Annotated in this window: 11 protein-coding genes, 3 pseudogenes and 1 CRISPR repeat array; of the genes and pseudogenes, 3 read left to right on the top strand and 11 right to left on the bottom strand. The window is 67.0% G+C overall.

What is annotated here, in order from left to right; translation table 11 throughout:
• Positions 1 to 6: 6 nt before the first annotated feature.
• Positions 7 to 645: direct repeats of the CRISPR family, unit length 29 nt; unit sequence GGGCTCAGCCCCGCACACGCGGGGAGCGG.
• A gap of 435 nt (positions 646 to 1,080) precedes the next feature.
• From cas2e to ACFRFC_RS11135, 8 genes and pseudogenes are all read right to left on the bottom strand, one after another.
• Positions 1,081 to 1,437 (bottom strand): type I-E CRISPR-associated endoribonuclease Cas2e, encoded by a 357-nt coding sequence (gene cas2e / locus ACFRFC_RS11170; RefSeq protein WP_382680785.1) that lies wholly within the window; start codon positions 1,435 to 1,437, stop codon positions 1,081 to 1,083.
• Positions 1,434 to 2,432: a type I-E CRISPR-associated endonuclease Cas1e gene (gene cas1e / locus ACFRFC_RS11165; protein WP_382680784.1), complete on the bottom strand. Its 999-nt coding sequence runs from the start codon at positions 2,430 to 2,432 to the stop codon at positions 1,434 to 1,436. The genes cas2e and cas1e overlap by 4 nt, the downstream gene beginning before the upstream one ends.
• A 3-nt stretch (positions 2,433 to 2,435) precedes the next feature.
• Entirely contained in the window at positions 2,436 to 3,140 is a 705-nt protein-coding gene (cas6e, locus tag ACFRFC_RS11160) for a type I-E CRISPR-associated protein Cas6/Cse3/CasE (protein ID WP_382680783.1), read from the bottom strand.
• Positions 3,141 to 3,247: 107 nt separating this feature from the next.
• Positions 3,248 to 3,994, bottom strand: a complete 747-nt coding sequence (cas5e, locus tag ACFRFC_RS11155) for a type I-E CRISPR-associated protein Cas5/CasD (protein WP_365315367.1) — start codon at positions 3,992 to 3,994, stop codon at positions 3,248 to 3,250.
• On the bottom strand, positions 3,991 to 5,238 hold the full coding sequence (gene cas7e, locus ACFRFC_RS11150) for a type I-E CRISPR-associated protein Cas7/Cse4/CasC (RefSeq protein ID WP_382680782.1): 1,248 nt from the start codon (positions 5,236 to 5,238) through the stop codon (positions 3,991 to 3,993). The genes cas5e and cas7e overlap by 4 nt, the downstream gene beginning before the upstream one ends.
• On the bottom strand, positions 5,235 to 5,987 hold the full coding sequence (gene casB, locus ACFRFC_RS11145; protein ID WP_382680781.1) for a type I-E CRISPR-associated protein Cse2/CasB: 753 nt from the start codon (positions 5,985 to 5,987) through the stop codon (positions 5,235 to 5,237). The genes cas7e and casB overlap by 4 nt, the downstream gene beginning before the upstream one ends.
• A gap of 61 nt (positions 5,988 to 6,048) precedes the next feature.
• Positions 6,049 to 10,683, bottom strand: coding sequence for a type I-E CRISPR-associated protein Cse1/CasA (gene casA, locus ACFRFC_RS11140; RefSeq protein WP_382681076.1), 4,635 nt, complete (start codon positions 10,681 to 10,683; stop codon positions 6,049 to 6,051).
• A 1,462-nt stretch (positions 10,684 to 12,145) separates the two neighbouring features.
• Positions 12,146 to 13,365: pseudogene (locus tag ACFRFC_RS11135) on the bottom strand (tyrosine-type recombinase/integrase).
• Between the two features lie 69 nt (positions 13,366 to 13,434).
• Here ACFRFC_RS11135 and ACFRFC_RS11130 point away from each other — a divergent pair.
• The 3 genes and pseudogenes from ACFRFC_RS11130 to ACFRFC_RS11120 all read left to right on the top strand — a co-directional run.
• A pseudogene (locus tag ACFRFC_RS11130) lies at positions 13,435 to 13,707 on the top strand (NUDIX hydrolase); the annotation flags it as partial.
• A gap of 32 nt (positions 13,708 to 13,739) precedes the next feature.
• Positions 13,740 to 14,179, top strand: a pseudogene (locus tag ACFRFC_RS11125) (ATP-binding protein).
• Positions 14,179 to 14,556 (top strand): hypothetical protein, encoded by a 378-nt coding sequence (locus ACFRFC_RS11120; protein WP_382681073.1) that lies wholly within the window; start codon positions 14,179 to 14,181, stop codon positions 14,554 to 14,556. The pseudogene ACFRFC_RS11125 and the gene ACFRFC_RS11120 overlap by 1 nt, the downstream one beginning before the upstream one ends.
• A 361-nt stretch (positions 14,557 to 14,917) precedes the next feature.
• On the opposite strand, the gene ACFRFC_RS11115 is transcribed toward ACFRFC_RS11120, so the two are convergent.
• Genes ACFRFC_RS11115 through ACFRFC_RS11105 form a run of 3 tightly spaced genes read right to left on the bottom strand, consistent with a single transcriptional unit; the run spans position 14,918 to position 17,846 of the window.
• On the bottom strand, positions 14,918 to 16,024 hold the full coding sequence (locus ACFRFC_RS11115) for a DNA cytosine methyltransferase (RefSeq protein WP_382680780.1): 1,107 nt from the start codon (positions 16,022 to 16,024) through the stop codon (positions 14,918 to 14,920).
• Positions 16,021 to 16,773, bottom strand: a complete 753-nt coding sequence (locus tag ACFRFC_RS11110) for an MAE_28990/MAE_18760 family HEPN-like nuclease (protein WP_382680779.1) — start codon at positions 16,771 to 16,773, stop codon at positions 16,021 to 16,023. Before ACFRFC_RS11110 ends, ACFRFC_RS11115 begins: the two co-directional genes overlap by 4 nt.
• A complete protein-coding gene (locus tag ACFRFC_RS11105) occupies positions 16,770 to 17,846 on the bottom strand; it encodes a DUF262 domain-containing protein (protein WP_382680778.1) in 1,077 nt (358 codons plus the stop codon). Before ACFRFC_RS11105 ends, ACFRFC_RS11110 begins: the two co-directional genes overlap by 4 nt.
• Between the last annotated feature and the right edge of the window lie 103 nt (positions 17,847 to 17,949).

Genomic DNA, 17,949 nt, shown 5'->3' with positions numbered 1-17,949 from the left:
CTGCCTGGGCTCAGCCCCGCACACGCGGGGAGCGGGGCGCTGCGCTGTTCCTGCACCCCGAGCCGTAGGGCTCAGCCCCGCACACGCGGGGAGCGGTCTCCGGGTGCCAGCCGAGGTCAGCCGCCACCGGGCTCAGCCCCGCACACGCGGGGAGCGGCCGCTGGGGCACGGGAAAGAGGGCCATGCGAAGGGCTCAGCCCCGCACACGCGGGGAGCGGCGTCGTTCTTCTCCGCGCTGCCCGGCCGGATCGGGCTCAGCCCCGCACACGCGGGGAGCGGAGCGACTCGGCGATGGCGTCCACATCGCCTTCGGGCTCAGCCCCGCACACGCGGGGAGCGGCTCATCGGTGCTCACGATGCGGCTCCTTCTCTGGGCTCAGCCCCGCACACGCGGGGAGCGGACCGCCCTGCACTACCGGTCGTCCAAGGTCTGGGGCTCAGCCCCGCACACGCGGGGAGCGGCCGGCGAGCCGCAGCCGTGCCCGGCGGGCCTTGGGCTCAGCCCCGCACACGCGGGGAGCGGTGCCGGCACCGGCTCATCGGGGATGACGGTTCAGGCTCAGCCCCGCACACGCGGGGAGCGGATTTCGTCCACGGTCCGCTGGTACTCGGCTGCGGGCTCAGCCCCGCACACGCGGGGAGCGGACTCCGTGAGCTGCACTTTTATCAAGGGGCAAGGCTTGTTTCAGCAAGGATGAGAGAAACAGGCATAGCGGGAAAATCGCACCCCGATCGGCCAGGCAAGTCTCCGCACCAAAGAGTACGGGCTGACAGCGAGTGGTTCCCGGAGTGAGGCTGCCGAAGCAGTCGCTGGCTCGCAGGCGTTGCTCCTCATCTGGTATGGGAACTCTGCCTCGGAGGGCAGGGAGAAGCTGCGCAGGCACCAGGCGACTGTTCGTGGCACGTCGACAGGCGGCCAGATACGGGCGGCCCCGTTCAGCCGTCCGCACTACCCGGCATGAGACCACCGTGGCCTACACACCGCAGGTCGGCAGCCCGGCTCTGCCGGAGCCGCAGCATGTGGTGCTCTCTTCGGGCCCTGCGGCTCTCGGTTCGGGCTCTCGTCGGCGGGACCGGAGGCTACGGCGCCCGGTTGCCGAAGCGGCGGCGCTTAGACGCCTTGCTCCAGCCTGATGGAGGAGACGAGGAGGGCGTGCGCGGGCGGTCGGAAGGGCGGAAGATGAGAGTGAGACCCTCGTGGTCGACGGGGTGCCATCTGTGGTCGTGGGTACGGAAGGCGTAGCCCTGCTCGGAGTCGGTCGAGTAGGCGAGCAGCGCGCGGCCGTTACCGGCGTACTGGCGGACCTCGTCCCACAGGGCGTCGCGAATGCGGGCGGACGGGTTGCCCAGGAAGACGCCGGGGGAGATCTCCAGAAGCCAGCGGGTGAGGAAGCCTCGCAGGCCGACCGGGCAGTGGGTGAGGACGATGACCGTCACCAGATGACGCCGTCCCGTGAGAGGGAGTCCTGTGTCCCGATGTCCCGGGTGGAGGCTGAACCCCTGTCGTCAGCGTAGTTGCGGCCGGCGGTCAGTCCGGTGCCGCGGTCGGACAGGAGGGTGACGTGATCGCCGTCCGGCAGGTCGGCGCCCGGGGGTGCGAAGAGTCCCTGGACGTCGCGCACGCACCGGTTGAGCAGCCCGGCGCTGTTGATGCGGTCGCGCAGCGCTCGGCGGGTCCGGGCTCCGATGTCCTCCGGGCCTTCCGCCGCGACCTCGAAGGCGATCGGAATGCCGATGTCTGTCTTGTAGAAGTCGGCTACGTCAAGGACGAAGGAGAGTTCGTGGCCCGAGTGGACGAAACCGAGTCCCGGGCTGCAACCCAGCGCCGCGACCACGGCCTGGGCGATCCCGTACATGCACTGCGCGGCGGCGGTGACAGCTTGGTTCGGGGCGTCACCGGAGTTGAAGTCGCCGGGGGTGAACCGGCGGCCGTGCCAGGGCACCCCGGTGCGGGCGGCCTGCTCTGCGTAGCAGCGTTTGACCCGGTCGCCCTCACGGCCGAGGAGTTGGCGGCGGGTGCATGATGCCGGGTCCTCGTCGGGGAAGCGGAGCCGGTACATGGACCGGGCGACGTCGAGCCGGGTCCGCTGGTTCGCCCAGGCGACGGCCTGGGCCTCCACGAGTGCGGCGGAGCGGCTGAGCGCCCGGCCGCCAGCGTAGAAACGTACGCCGTTCTCGCCGACCCACACCACCACGGCGCCGCTCTCGCCCAGAACCGCCATGGCCTGGTGGGTGATCCGGGTTCCCGGGCCGAGCAGCAGCGTGCCGATCGTCGCCGAGGGGATGTGGCGCACACCCTCCGCGTCCTCGGCCGTGATGGCGTTGGCGTCGCGGTGCACCACGCAGCGTTCGAGGTAGACGAAGGACAAGCGGTCACCGACGCGGGTGAGCTGTCGCGGGCCGGAGGCGGGGCGTCGGCCGATCGTGGTCACCGGCTACTCCGCGGGGGCCAGGGTCATGAGTCCGCAGCCGTACGCCTTGGCCTTGCCGAGGCCGGAGGTGAGGGTGCGGCGAAACGCCTCGGGATCGAGGACGCGGAGGCGGCCGTCGAAGGTGACGCGGGTCAGGGAGACCTTGTGCGCCCGCTCGTCGGACTCGTTCCGCTTGCGGAAGGCTAGGTCCCTGCGGTCGTGGACGACGACCTCGTGCCAGGCCCCGTCGAGGCCGTCCGGGCGGGGCTCGGGGCGTTCCACGACGGCGAAGCCCGCGTCCGTCTGCCGTTTGAGCAGCCAGTCGAGCTGATGGCGCGGGGTGACAAGGGGGGTGCGTTTCGTCGGTTCGGTGGCGTGCCGGCGGATGCTGTGCACGGGGTTCGCGGTGAGCCGGAAGGCCCAGGTGTCGTCGGCGGCGATCCGGGCGAGGAAGGGGGCGTACGGTTTCGTCTGCCAGGCGCCCGTGGTCGGCCAGCCCGCCTGCTCCACCAGGTGGGTGAGGTCCGGACGGTCGGGGCTGACGACGTAGAGCACCACTTCGCTGCGGGAGTGCTGGTCCAGGCGCCACAGCACCCGGGGGCCGTCGCCCTGGTGGTCGGGCCGCTCGGCGAAGGAGGCCATGACCGCGGCGTGCAGGCTCTGCGGTGAGTTGAGCAGCCGACGGGCGCCGACGCGGGCGGTGTTGAGACGGAATCGCGTCAGGAACATGGTCGGTCTTCCTTCAGTTCCTCAGTACTTCGGTCCATCGGTCCATCAGTCCTTCGATCCTTGGTGTGGTGTGGTGTGGTGCGGCCCCTGTCAGGGCCGTCTGGGCTTCACCGGTCGTCCAGCAGCTCCATCGGGTCGTGTTTCGGCGGTACGAAGCTCTGGGCGCGGGTCGTGCTCAGCGGATTGGGGACGGTGACCGCGGTCGAGCGGACGCCGCGCAGACCGTACTGGCGGTGGCGCGGGTCGAAACTGAGGGGCTGGTCCCGGATCGCGTCGCCGGGACCGTCACCGGCGACGAGGTCGGCGATCACTTCGAGTTCGATCCGTCGCTCGCGGACCCGTCGGCGCTGGACCGTGGAGGACGCCTGCCAGGGCTCGGTCCTCAGTGTTCGCAGCAGGTCGCCGCGGGAGGCGCCGCGGTGCAGGCGCAGATCGATCGGCCGGGACGGCGGGCAGGAGCGGCGGCCGAGGAACGGGAGGAACACCGGGGTCCGGACGGCCGCGTAGAGGGAACTGAGCAAGGCTTCGTCGCCTTCCACGGCGGCTACGAAGACGGCGTCGGAGAGGTAGAAGCGTTCGGAGACCGGCATGGACTTGCCCGTGTCGGCGTGCTGCGCGGTCTGGTAGTCGCGCACCCGGGTGCCGGGCTGGTCGAGCCGGACGGCGAAGGTGAGCGCGGCGAGGTCGGAGATGTCCGCGTCGCGCTCACGGCCCTGAGCCGCGGCGAGCAGTCCGAGCACTCCGCTCTTGGTGGGTGCCCGCTCCGTCGCACGGCGTGTGAAGCGGGACGATGCGCCCCAGGACTGGAGCGGGCCCGCGAGGCGCAGTGTCAGGACGCCGGTGCGTTCGCTCATGCGGGACGGTCCTGGTTCTGGGGGGGATGTGGTTGGTCTGTGGCCTGAGGCGTGCGGTCCGTCAGTCGGGCGGTGACCGCGTCGCCCACTGCGTCGAGCAGACCGCCGATGGTGACCTCGGTGCCGAGGGCCAGCAGCGGCTCGGTGGCCGTTCCTGCCCTGAGTACCCAGCTCGGGTCGCCGGTGACCTCGTACGCCTTCTCGATGTCGGAGATATGGGCGAGCAGTTGGGCGCAGGCGCCGCGCAGATGGCCGCCCGAGCCCAGGGGCGTGAGAACGGGCTCCTCGAAGGCGGCGACGAAGCTGATGGGCCGTGCGGAGCGGAGGGTGACGATCACGGCCTCGGGGAGGGTGTGATTGCCGAAGGTGTTGATCTTTCCGGTGGGCATGGACGCGATGAAGCCCCGCAGGAAGGCGCTGACCGCCCTGCGTACCGGCTCGTGCGGGGGCTGGTCGGAGCGCCGGCCGTCGCCGAGGTTGTCGCGCAGCCGGTCCACGTCGAGAGCCGCGTAGCGGTAGAGGGTCGCGGAGTTGAAGTCGACGGTGCCGATCATGCCCGCGCCGGACTCCTCCTCCTTCTCGTTCTTGTCGTCCACCGCGGTGTAGTAGTCGGACTCGTTCTCGACCTGGTGGACGCTGATGGCGTGCGCGACCTGGGCTGCCGCCTCGACGTTGAAGTCGGCGGAGTCGGCGACCATCCGGCCGAACAGGGCGATGTCCACCGAGTGCCGGGTGTCGGCGATCCGTCGGGCCTTCTCCTTGTTCTCCTTGGCCTTCAGGAACGCCTTGATGTCAGCGGCGCCCTCGACCGCCAGGCGGGCCAGGCCGTCGAACTGGCGCGAGCTGAGGAACATCAGATAGGAGGACTCCGGCGGGGGCTCCGGATCGCCGTTGCGCTTCGCGGTCTCGGCCTTCCTGCGGGGAACCTCGATCTTGGAGCCGGTCGCGGCGTGAAGTGTCTCGGCGGCCAGTTCCAGGGCCTTGCCGCCGTCCAGCGAGGCTTCCGCCGCGGTGATCCGCTCGGCCAGCAGCTCGGCCACCCGGCGGGTGCGGAAGCCGAGTTCGTCCGGGTCGAGGAGGTCCTCGAACGCTCGTCGGGTCGCCCTCTTCCATGCCTGACTGGAGACGCGGGCGCGTCGGACACCACCGTAGACCGCGGTCTTCGGAGTGCCGGTGTCGTCGCGGTTGAGGTTGCTCGGCGGCACCGTCTGAAGTACGTGCACGTCGATGATGGTGCGGCTCACGGGGTGTCGTCCTCCGGGAGGGTCGGGTGGGGGAGCTGCGGGTCGTCGGTGTCGGGGGCGGTGGCGGGCCCATTCGGTTCCGCTGTCGGTGATGGGCCGTTGCCCGGTGCCGATGGGTGGACGGCGAGGTAGGAACGGCCCCAGGAGCGGCGTACCGACTGGGGTCCGCCGGGGGACTGCCAGGTGTGGAGCTGATCGGCGAGCAGGCCGTAGTCGAGCGGAACGGCCTCGCGGCGCAGCAGGAGGACGAGTTCGCGCAGCCGCCCGGCGAGGACCACGGGTGTGGCCGCCGTACCCGCCCGGACGAAACGCTTGCGCGTGGGCTCGTCGATGTCGGACCCGGGGGCCAGGCGCCGGACAGCCGCACCGAGTTCGGGGCCGGGCCTGCGGTGCATCCGCACGGTGTGATGGGACTGCTGGTGCAACGACCACAGGGTGACAGCCGCGTGCGCCGCCTCCTCGGCCCGGAGCATGGCCTCCTCGGTCAACTCCCGCCGCTCGTACTGCTCGTAAAGGGGCTCGGTGCCGATGAGACCCCAGAGGTCGGCGACCTCACCGGCCGGTCGGCCGATGCCGCGTCGCAGTCGGGCCAGGGCGCCGACGGCGTCGCTGCGGTGATCCAGGTAGCCCCGTTGCAGGTACGTGACGCGTTGGTGGACGGCTCTGCCGACCGGACCGAGCGGTACCTGCCGCGGGGCGGGCGTCGCGGGGTCGGGCGGGACGGGAGAGGCGGAAGCGACGAGGGTCATACCGGTGGCTCCGCGGGAAGGGGGCGGTCAGGTGGGGTGGCGTGGGGTCGGTGGGCCGTCGTCATTCGTGGCCAGTAGTTGGAGTGGGAGCCGGTGGGCCGTCGTCGTGGGTGGCCAGGAGTTCGCGGAGCCGGGTGCGGAAGCGGAGGTCGGCCGCGGCGTCGTTCAGCCATCGCGTACCGCCCCGGGCCGGTACGACGCGGCCTTCCCAGGCGGTCGGTCCGGCGTCGTCCAGCAGACCGGCTCCCAGGTTTCCGATGATGCGGTGCACCTCCCTCTTCCAGCGGTCCCGGTGCTCCTCCGGGTCGGCTGCGTCCCCCAAGTGCCGCAGCCAGCGGCGGTAGTGGGTGTCGAGGGTGCCGAACGCCTGGTCCCGGACGGTGTTCCGGCGGGGTTCGGGGTCGAGCCCAGAAGCCTGGGCGAGGTCGACGGCGAGGTCGGCGAGCGCGGTGACGGCCTGCTCCGCGTCGTGCAGCGCGTCCACGGCCTTCTCCCCGTACCGCCGGTCGTCCCGGTGCAGGAGCACCACGGGCATCAGGACCCCGTCATCCACCACCTCGTCGATCACCGACTGCTGGGTGCCGTAGCGTGCGCCGATGACACGGGTGCGGATCAGATGGCCGCGCTGGAGGAATCCCTCGGTGGTCAGCCGGGCGATCCACTCCACGATGCCGGGTCGCAGGCGCCGGGCTCCGTCGGGGCCCTGCCCCGTCCCCGGCTCCCGGCCGGCCAGCAGGCCCTCCATCCCGCGCCAGGCCATGAGCGACGGTTCGTGCTCCTTCGGCAGATAGACGAGCGCTTCCCCGCGCTTCTTCTCCTGCGCCGGACTGCGTCGCCAGCCGGTCATCGGTTCGCGCGGGTGTTTGTTGTGCGGTTCGAGGCGGTCGCCGTACGCGAGCACCACGCCGTGCACGCCCTCGGCGTCATGGTGCAGCCGGATGCGACGCGACTGCCAGGTGTAGAGGTCGCGCAGTCCGTAGGGGCGCCGGGCGAGGTCCGGGTCCTCGACCGGTCCGCACGGCTCGGCGCGCCAGGTCGGCCGGTCGGCCTCGTCCGCATGCAGGCTGGTGGTGTCGGCGGCCATCAGATTGAGCAGCAGCGTCTCGTGGAGGTTGGCCCCTTCGACGAGGACGCCGCCCAGGTTGCCCGCCCACGCCACGCCCTGCGGGTAGCCCTTGCCGGCCTTCACCCGGGGGTCGCCCACCGCGCCGGATTTGATGCCCGACGGGTCGAACGCCTGGGCATGCACCAGCCAGCGTGCCGCCTCCGCGAACCCGAGCCGGCCGACACCGGGCCTGCGCATGCTGAAGAACGGCTCCCCGTTGGGTACGTCGCCCACGATGCGGTTGAGGGAGAAGACCTCGTCCTTGGCCGTGCGCAACCCGGCGACCTGGAAGAACGGATGCTCGGGGTGCATCAGGTCGAAGCGGTCGCGGTGCCGATGCAGATAGTCGGCCACGGGACCGGCGTACGGCGTCTCGGACAGCCACAGTTCCTCCCACGCGTCGGTGTCGGAGGGCGCCGCGCCCTTCCCGGCACCGGCGAGGGCGTCGTGCAGGATCGCCAGGAGCAGCCGTGTCAGGGCGAAGTCCTGGGTAGGCAGATCGCCGAGGAGCCGGCGGATGTCGCGCGCCTGGTCGAACACCTCCACCAGGGACAGCTCGCGCTGCGAGCCGTTGTCGAGCTGTACGGGCAACCAGGGGCGGTGGGTGAGGTCGAAGGACGGCACCGAAGGCAGCGATCTCCTCTCTTCTCTGATTGCCTTCCCGACGTCCTCCCCGTTCTCCGTGCTGTTCTCCGTCCTGGCCTCCGCCTCGATCCCCTTACCGTCCGCCTTGCCCGGTCCCTCGCGGGTCACCAGCAAGCCGTCGTCCAGGTCGTAGGTCAGATGCCACCCCGCCAGACGGGTCCGGCCGTCCTCGTCGAGTGCGAGGATCAACTCCCCGGCGAGCCAGTGGCTCTCCTTCTCCTGCCAGGCCGGGATGCACAGCTCCTCCAGCTCGGCGAGGGCCCGGCATTCGGTGTCGGGGAAGGAGAAGTGGTAGGGCAGCCGCAGTCCGCTCGCGGCAGCGGCACGGGCGGCGCGCGCGGACGGTACGGCGTCGGTGGGCAGTTCGAGACCGCCGAACCCCCTGTCGAGCCACGGCAGGGTGCACAGGGTGCCGTCGCTCCGGCGCATCACGACCAGGACCTCCAGGCTCTCCCGGCTGTCCCGGACCTGAGCGCGTCCGGCCCTGCTGTCATCCGCGTCCCCGACCCCCGCGCCGATCCAGCCGATGAGAGGCCGGCCGGCCTTGCGCACCTCGTCCAGCCGGAAGACCTCCGCCTTCTGCCGCTGCCCGGCACGGGCGTCGTCGTGGCTGGCCCGCGCGGGGGCGACGGTCCGCTCCCAGTGCGGCGGGCAGGGCTCGTCGTCCCCGTACGCCCGCTGGACGAGCGGGCTGATGTCCTCCGGGAGCCGTACCGGTCGGCCCGGTTCCCCGTTCTCCCCGAGGTGTGGGGCGAGGACAGCCAGGGTCCGCAGCAGGGGGTACGGACCGTAGACCGTGCGCGAGCCCTTGACGGGCGTGGGGGCGGGTTCCGTCCGCCAGTCGACTCCGGTCACCAGGCAGCGGGGCTGCCGCAGGCGTGGCGGGCGTTCGCGAGGGTGGCGGTGCAGTCGTCCCATGCGCTGGAGCAGCAGGTCGACGGGGCACAGGTCGGTGACCAGGAGGTCGAAATCGACGTCCAGGGACTGCTCGGCCACCTGGCTCGCGACCACGATGTGGGTGCCCCGGGGACGGTGTCGTGATGTGCCGTCGCGACCCGGTGGCCCGAATCGGTCGAGCAGGGAGGCGTCCTTGCGGGCCCGGTCGACATCGACGAAACGGGCGTGCGCGACGGTGACGTGCTCGGCGCCGAACCTCGCCCTGAGTGCGGCGGCCGTGTCGGTCACCCGGTCAACCGTATTCCGTACGACCAACGCGCATCCGCCGTCAGTCAGTTCCTGTACCAGACGATCCGCCAGTACGGTGTCGTCGTCCGCCAGACGCTCCACCACCACGTCCGTCCGGCGTCCGGAGGCAGCGGGCGAGACCGTCACCGGCTCCGTGCCATGAGTGACGGCGGTCAGGAGTGGGTACTCCTGGACACCGCCGGGCGCATCGGCGCTCGCTCCCGTGTACGCCTCCGCCAGTTCCTGCCGCCGACCTGCCGGAAGTGTCGCCGACAGCACCACGACGGGAACGCGGTACGACCCCAGCCACGACAGCACCCGGTCGAGATAGGTGTTCATGTAGGCGTCGTAGGCGTGCACCTCGTCGATGACGACGACCTTGCCCGCCATGGCCAGGTGCCGCAGCGCAAGGTGCCTGCTCTTGAGACCGGTCATCAGCAACTGGTCGATCGTCCCGACGGCGAAGGAGGCGAGCAGCCCCTTCTTGCGTCCCCGCAGCCACTGGTGCGCGACGAGTTCGGCGGAGGCGGCTTGGGCGGCGCCCGCGGGGCGTTCGTCGTCGCCGTACGCGTCCACGGCGGCGATCGTCCGGCGGCTGTCGCGCATCAGGGCGGCGTAGTCGTCCTGGAGCGCTGCCTTCGCGTGGGCGAGGAGGACCGAATGCTGCTGCGGCGGGATGTCCGGCGCTGTCGGCGAGGTGACGGGCGGGGTGCCGCCCGGGGTGACCGATGGGACGGCCGGTGTCCCGCTCGGGCCGGTGAGCGGCAGCCGGTCGAGCCAGTGCAGCAGCCTCGGGAACATGGCGTTGCTGGTCGCCATCGTCGGCAGGGCCACGTAGCAGCCGCCCGCTCCCGATCGTGCCGCGAACACCTCCGCCACCGCGAGGGCGGCCTCGGTCTTTCCCTCCCCCATGGGGGCCTCGATGATCAGCATCCCGGGCTGAGCCATGTTCCGGGCCAGGGCGAGGGCCTGCTTCTGCACCGGCCGGACCACGGCACCGGGCGGCAGCTCGAAGCGCGCGGCGAACAGTTCTGCCGCGGGTGCGGTCGGCTCCGCCGGTGCCCACGGTGAGGGCAGGCGCAGTCCCTGCCACGCCGCGGACACCCGCTCGGCGTCGCTGCGGGGACGCTCCTCGGGGAAGTACGGGAACAGATCCGGGTTGCTGGCGATCCAGTCGCACACGATGACGACCGCGGTCAGCAGCACCTGGACCGGCTGCGGCAGTCTCACTCCGCGCCAGTGGGCGAGCCTGTCCTCGACCTCGAAGGCGCGGGCGCACGCGTCCAGCAGTTCGTTCTGCACCCGCTGCCAGACGGCCGCCGCCGGTCCCGGGGTCCGCAGCAGTTCGGGATGCGCGTCGAGATTGTGGAGCTGCACGTGATCCGGAGGTACGCCGTGATGACCGCCGGCCACCACGGCGAACTGCGCGGAGGCGCGGCGGGTCCAGCCGTGCCGTTCCTCCAGCCACTCCTGAAGAAGAACCTGTCCGGCCAGCCCGTGCGGGGCCATCCGGCGGTCGTCGCCGAACTGCTTGCGGGTACGCATACCGAGACCGGCACCGCTCATCGCATGTGCCAGATCATCTACTTGGCAGGCGAAGGCGGGGGTGGCTTTGCCGATGTCGTGGGTTCCCGCGAGCCATACGCACAGCCGCCGCCCGTCGCATTCGCCCTCGGGGAGCGGGTCTCCGATCAACTCCTTTACGTTGCGCGGAATCCAGTGGTCCCACAGCAGCCCGGCGACAGCGGCACTGTCCCCCATATGCCGCCACAAGGGCAGCCACTTCTCGGTGTCCCGGTCGTGCTTGGCCCAGACGGTGCGGGCCGCGCCGACCACAAGGCCACCTAGGTTTTCGGGCTGGTTCTCTCCGTCACGCACGGCAGTTATTCAACAGGAACAAGAGTGTTCGACAGACTCGATGTGAAGTGATCGATCGATATTTATCCATCTCAATCAATTTCTGTCATGACGCGAAAGCGGGTCGAACTCTTCGCGGTCGCCGGGGCAGTGCGCCTTGACGCCGTGCGGTAGATCACGGTTGGTTGTCACGCTCGCGATCTGAGCGATGCGGCGGTTGCGGCGATGCCGTGGAGTCTCGGGCCGGGTTGCCGGCCCGCTCGACCATGATCAAGGCGCTCCATGGTGGCAGCACAGTTCCGGGGGAATCTGCGTAAGATGCCAGGCGTATTGCTTCCCGCACTTGCGGGACACTTCGCCCGGGCGGGAATCCATGCGTGCCGTCAAGAGATGACGAGTGCGGATGATGGCGCGGTGCGAAAATTGGGTTTATCGTTCCGGATACCTCCGGATGCCCCCTTGGGAAGCGTCACGTGACATCCGACGCGACATCCGCTCCCCGCGCCTGCGGGGATTACGTTCCTATTCCCTGCAATCCTTCCCCTTCAGGAACTTGGGAAGCGTTACGTGTCCCTCGGCGTTTCGCCTCACTTGTCACCCGCGCAGTGCAGTACGGTCGCTCTGCGCAAGAGCAGGTCGCCGCTCATCCCCGGACCGCACCCCTGTGCGACAGGAGCATCGAATGGGAAATGAAAATAAGAGTTTCACTGAAGGTGTGTTCTTCGCGGGAAGTGGGAGGCCGCCAGGAGATGCCGTCCGTCGAACGGGAACCCGTAGTCGGATTCCCCATGTGCTGAGCCGTCCCGCCTATCTCCTGGTCTGCGCGGCAGCCATCCCTTTCGGCATCGTCGTCAGCTTCACGCTCATCGCGGTCGTGGCAATTGGCCGCGCTGATTCGGCTTCGATCCCTGACGTGCTACGAGCGATCGCCGCGTTGGCGGGCGTCCTGCTGCGGCACCCTACGGAGTAGGTTGCAAGGACTGGCCTGTGACCTCCCGCCACAACCAGCGTCAGGGGCTCGATGCCGAGAGGCAGGTCCGCCCGAGCCTGTGCAGGCGTAAAGGAATTCCCGGGCTGGAGTCCGACCGGGCCCACTGCGGCACTGTGCCCCCGGGGCACGCGTTCTGGCCTCTCGGCTTCTTTCCATGTGCCCGTAGCGTGCCCATAGGGGCGGGCAGCCACGGTGAGTGGTGGTGTCGTCCGGACCTTGCGACCATCCGAGCAACGCCGTCCGCGCACGTCTGAGCGATGCAGCTCGCAAAGCGCCGTCGCTTCCCAAGCTGAGAGCGCGAGTTCGATTCTCGTCACCCGCTCCATAGTGAAGGCCCAGGTCAGAGACCCGGGCCTTTTTGCTGTGTAGGTGTGATCAGTGGTCGCGTGCCAGATTCGTGCCAGAACGCTGATTGTCTGGAGCGAGGGTGTCGTCGTCTGGCACGGCGGCAGCTCCCTGCACTTGCTTCTCCGTCTCCGCCTTCTGACGTGCCTTGCGAACGGTCGCGTCGAGTCCGGCAGCGACTTCCTGCTGTCGGTCGTCGTCGGAGTGCTGATAGATCAGCGCGGCCTTCTCGGAGGACTGGCCGGCGCGCACCATCGTGTCCTTGAGGGTGGCGCCGGAACGCGTCGAGAGAGTGTGGCCGGTGTGACGAAGGTCGTAGAAGCGGAAGCCCTCGGGGACGTCGACGACGGTTCGGGCCTTGCGCCACTTCCGGCCGAAGGAGCTGCGACGGAACGGAGCGCCCTTCTCACCGAGGAACACGAGCCCGCCGGGCCCCTTGCCCGCGAACAGTTCCATATGGATGCGCAGCTCCGGGCGGAGGAATGCCGGGAGGTGGACGGTCCTTGTCCCTGCCTCGGTTTTGGTGTCTCCGGGGGCACGACGACCGTTCGTACGCTCGGGTTCGGCAACACGAACCGTGATCTTCAGCGTGTCGACATCGATGTCCCGGCGGCGAAGTCCTGCCAGCTCTTCGGGCCGGAGAGGCCCGTACGCGCCGAGGTAGACCATGAGCCGCCAGCGAGGGCCGAGCTGATCGGCGAGGGCGTCGACCTGGGCGACGGTGGCGATACGACGTTCGGCCGCCTTCTCCGTCCCAGCGCCCTTGATCCGGCACGGGTTGCGCTTGATCAGGTCGTCATCGACGGCCGTCTCCAGGATGCTTTCGAGGAGCCGGTACGCCTTGGCGGTCGTCGTCCTGGCCTTCGTCGTCCGAAGACGCTCGGCACGCCACTCGCGGACGAGGGTGCTGCGATCTCGTCCAGGTCGGATTCGCCGAAGGTAGGCAAGATGTGGTCGGTGAGGAGGTAGTTGTACAGGTCTTTGCTGAGGGGCGCCAGTTCCCGTTCCTCCACCCACTTCTCGGCGTAGACACGGAAGTTCACGGAGCCCGCTTCCGGGTCGCGCCACTCACCGCGCCGGATCTCGGTCTGCTTCTCGGCGAGCCAGTCGTCAGCGTCCGCTGTCGTGGCGAAGGTCTCCGGTGCGGGACGCATGACACCGTCCGGCCCCGGATAGCGCGCCTGATAGCGGCCGGACGGGAGCCGTCTGATCGCACCGAAGCGGCGTCGTCTGCCCTTGTTGTTGGCCATCAGGCAGCAGCCCTCCCATGGCGTGTGCGCGGACGCCTCAGCGGCTGCACGGTGCGGGACTGGACGAACTCGTCCATCAAGATCGCCCTTCCGGCGACCCTGACCGGCATCTACAAGAACATGACGGGCCTGATCGTCTCCCTGATCGTCTCCCTGGTCTTCCGCTGCGAGGCCGCCGACGGCACGCCCACCACCGGTGACGAGACCCGCGCACTGCGCTGGGTCACCCGCGAGGAAGTCACCGAGCTTGCCGACGAGGCGTACGCGGTCCGCGTGACAGACGCGCTGGACGCGACATCCCCGCCGGCCGTCCGCGCCCACGACGGGGTGAAACTCATCTAGCCCGAACCCGCTGCACATGGCGGCCTACCAGCATGAAGGAACTTGTATGCACGAGTAGTGCGAGGGTCTGGGGACTCAGCTGCCCAGGATTCCCCGAAGAGGTCAGCCCCGCCGCTGGACCCGCGACATCCTGCGCAGCTCACCCCTGGCAGACGACGCCGAACTGATCGTGAGCGAGCTGAGCGCGAACGCCATCCTCCATACGGCCAGCGGCCAGGAGCACGGCGGCTTCCACCTGGCCGTTGCGGTGTCGAAGCAGATCGTCGCGGTGTCGGTGACGGACGACGGGGGAACGAGAACGGCCCCCAAGGTCGAGCACCAGGACGACGACGCGGAACACGGCCGGGGCCTGGACATGGTCAGCGCACTCGCCCACCGGGTCGTCGTCCGCCACAGCGAACACGGCCACACCGTCACTGCGGAACTCTTCACGGAGCCTGAAGCGCCTGAAGCAGCGGAGGACTCGTGCTGATCACGAAATCGGAGCGCGGCTTCTGGTGCGAGTGCTGGACCGAGGACCTCACGACGGACGCACGTCCCGCACTCCGGGCATCCTTCGACGCATACACGGCACCGGAGGCGGACAGGTGGGTAGCGGTCGCACTGCGCACGATCTCACCGGCCCTGGACCCGGACGCCTCCTACGAGGTGTGGGAGTGGCTCTACCACGGCCGCATAGACACACGCACGGCCCTACTCCTAGAACAACCCTGCACGGTCACAGTCACCAACGCCACCACACGCATCACCTGGACCATCCGACCCGTGACCTTCCTGCCCCTCGCACACCGCCCAGACGTCGAACTCCCACCCTGCGCACACGATTTCAAGCCCCCCACGCCCAGGTGAGTTACAACTTTCTCTACTGGTTCAAGGCGGCTCGCTCCGCTCCCCGCACGCGGCACGGCCCCCGGCCGGTCCTGCGCTCCTGTCTCCGCCCCGCTCCAGCCCGGCCGACGCCCGTGCCGCGCATACAGCAATCAGCCACCTGACGCCAGAGAAGGGGTACGTCGTGGCTGGGGCGGCCGGCTCCACGGCTTTACGGAGCCACTTTGGCGCGAGCCTCGAAGATCATGGCCCCAACATCGTGCTTTACCGGGCAGATCCACTACCTGCCCGACGCGCCGGAAGCTTACGGGGCCATGATCACTCGCGCCAAAGCAGCGCCACCCCAAAGCCGCTCCGCCGACCACCTTGCGCAGCTTGCAAATCAGAAAAGGCGACCTATCTGTTCCGGCATGCTGGCCTCTGCATGGTGTGCGTCACCCAGCTCAAAGGCCCGCACATGATCCATGAGGCACTGACCGATCACTTCTCCAAGACGGACGGGAACAGCATTCCCAATCATCCGTCCCAGGCGACTGAAGGTGACCTGCTCGCCTCTCTTGAGGAACTTGTAATTCCGGGGAAAGGTTTGCAACATCGCCGCTTCCCGGAGAGAGATTGCACGATCCTGCACAGGGTGCCCGAAGCGCCCGTTTCCGTACCCAAAGCACTGAGTGGTAATGGTAGGAGCTGGTGCATCCCACTCCATGCGTCCGTAAACGCTAGGGTAGGTCGATCCCGTCTCTTTCCGATGGCATTCTGCAATCAGTTCAGGATCCCAATCACGCCACGTGCCGCCAGGCCGAGAAGCCCTTATGCGCTTCATGTTGATTTCACTCAGAGATGAAGCAGTATGAAGCGGATCTCTGGAATGCTGACCCCCAGCCGGAATCACTGGCAGCTTACCGATCTCCTCGCGAACCGTACGCGGTGAATTAACGAACTGTGGCGTTAGGTCCAAACCGTGACTGCCGAGCTTCGAGGCCAAAAGAACGAGCCTCTTGCGCGCCTGCGGGATACCCAATTTCACGCATTCGACCTTTGCCCAACTCACAGAGTAGCCCTTCAGAGATTCGAGAAACTCTGAAAACACTTCATGGTCCGCCAATTGGACCACGTTCTCCATTGTGACAAGATCGGGTTGAAGTTCGGCTACGAGGGAGCCGAAATTTTGAACCAGCCGCCAATCCATTCCACGCTTCTTGCTCCGCCCACTTTGACTGTAGGTGGAAAACGGCTGACACGGAGCGCAGCCTGCGAGGAGCGAGTATCTACCCGTGGAGAGGTACGGCTCAAGATCACTAGCCTTGAGATCCTTAACGTCGCGCTCGATAAAGGGCGCCGAATTGTTGGCCTCGAACGGATAACGGCAATGCGGATCCAGGTCGACGCCTGCCGTAACATTGATATCGCTTCGCACCAGACCGTGAGTGAGTCCCCCGACACCACAAAAAAGATCAACAGCTGAAATGTTGGGAGGATCTTCACTCATGCCGTACCACCGCTGGGCCTACTATCTGGTCGGAGAAAATTGTAAGAATCGATGTACTGCTTAAAGCATGCAATCACTTCACGTAGGTACGCCTCTACGCATTGTGCCGTCTCGCGCAACTCGCGTACCACCACGCCATCCGCGCAGTCGACGAAGGAGATCGAACCGTGCGCTAGGCCGTTCCTCCGGCTCTTCACCAACTGAAGCGGCCCCAGTCCGTCACGCCGCTTCCGCTTGACACTGGCTTGTGTCGTTACGGTTAGCGCCAAGGGACAGCCCAACCGCTCGGCCATCTTGTAGATTACCTCATCATCCCAATTACCTCCGCCACCCATTTCTATGATAAATGGCTTGATGGGAAGTTGCTGCACAATATGCGTGCTCATCTCAAGTGCGTGCTTAAGCCGACTAGGCGCAGACATATCGGCGTGTGTACGGGCGGTTGACCTAACCCATTCCTGCAAGAGGTGATCGTTGAGCTGGTGGGGCTGCCACGTCTCTCCCGCCGATGTAGCTTCAGCTAGCTTGTTTACGCATCTCGCCATAGTGGCTTCAACGAGGTTGTAGAGCTGGAGGTAAACACTAGAGTAGAGAATGCGTTGCTGCTGAGCCGTGATCCGGTAATCCGATACGGCAATGCGAGGAATTCCGCTCTGAGTAGCCTCTTCGACTTTTTCGAGAAGATCGATATAGGAATCAACCTCACTAAATCGCTCCTCGAAGAAGGGAAAGAGGTCCGTGGTACTCACGCTGCCACCAACTTCTCGCGAACAAACTTGATTCGCCCCTCCAGACGTGAGCGCGCGTTCGCCCCGTCAGATCCCGTGATTTTTACGAAACCCTCCCCCGTGAGCCACTCGTCGACATTGAACCTTTCACGTCCAAAGTCCTTAATCTCAGGACGTTCCTGCATTGCCGTATACGATCCGAGAATAATGGATTCGTATCGTGTGCGAGGTGTCGCCCTGCCGCTAGAAGACCTCCGGAATCCGTAGGGAAAAACCCTATCGACGAACTCCAGTGCCTCTCGGAAACGGCGCGCGTAAGAGATCGAAAGAGTCGAGTCAGTAGCGAAGGCCAAGTTCATTTTTTTCGCATACGCGAACATGAAGTCTGCCGGGCGATCCTTATATTCATCGAGCCCGTCTCCGTAGGCGAAGAACCGCGTCACCAACTCGTCATATCCGCGCTCATCTTTCTGCTTCTTACTCATCGGAGCCAGAGAGTGAAGGAGCGGGGAATCTGCAAGTTCGATTACCAGGTCCAGGAACGGGCCAGCCAGCGCCCCTCGCCTTACCTCAGCCTTATTTGCGATTTTACTCCCGGTGTTGATGCGCTCAAACATGTCAAGGCGAGCAGCTTCGTCGGCATGCTCGTTTAGAACAATTCCCCTAATCGACTTGTTCTTGATTTTCCTCTGTCGAGATTCAGGAAGATCTGAAAACCTGAAGCCAGAAATATGCGAGAGCTGGTCCAGCTCCCCGAGGCGAAAGTCACCCAGGATGAATTCCTCCAGGGTGCGCAGTCGCTGAGAACCGTCGACGACTTCCAGTTTTCCAGTGTCTTCCATCTCGTAGAAGAAGACGAACGGGATGGGCAATCCCATGATTACAGACTCGATGAACTTTGACTTCCGCTCAGGCTCCCACGTAAATTCTCGCTGATAGTGAGGTACGAAGTATTCGTTCGCCCGCATCTTGTTAGCAAGGATTTCGACTGTGTACTCAGTGATGTAAAAGTCGATGCGCTTAGATTGTTCAACAATCTGTTGCTCAGCAGCAGCTTGCTCATCCAGGCCGATCAAGAGGTCACCGCTCGTCATCCGTCCCCACCTACGCTCTCCGCCAAGTCCAATGGCTGACCTGATACACGATCATGCCACGCTCTGTCCAGATGTTTCTAAGGTCCGCTCACTCCTCTGGACA

Source organism: Streptomyces sp. NPDC056734 (assembly GCF_042790455.1).
In the GTDB taxonomy this organism is placed as follows: Bacteria; Actinomycetota; Actinomycetes; order Streptomycetales; family Streptomycetaceae; genus Streptomyces.
Note: the sequence above shows the minus strand (reverse complement) of the source record. Positions and strands in the feature narration are given on the sequence as shown.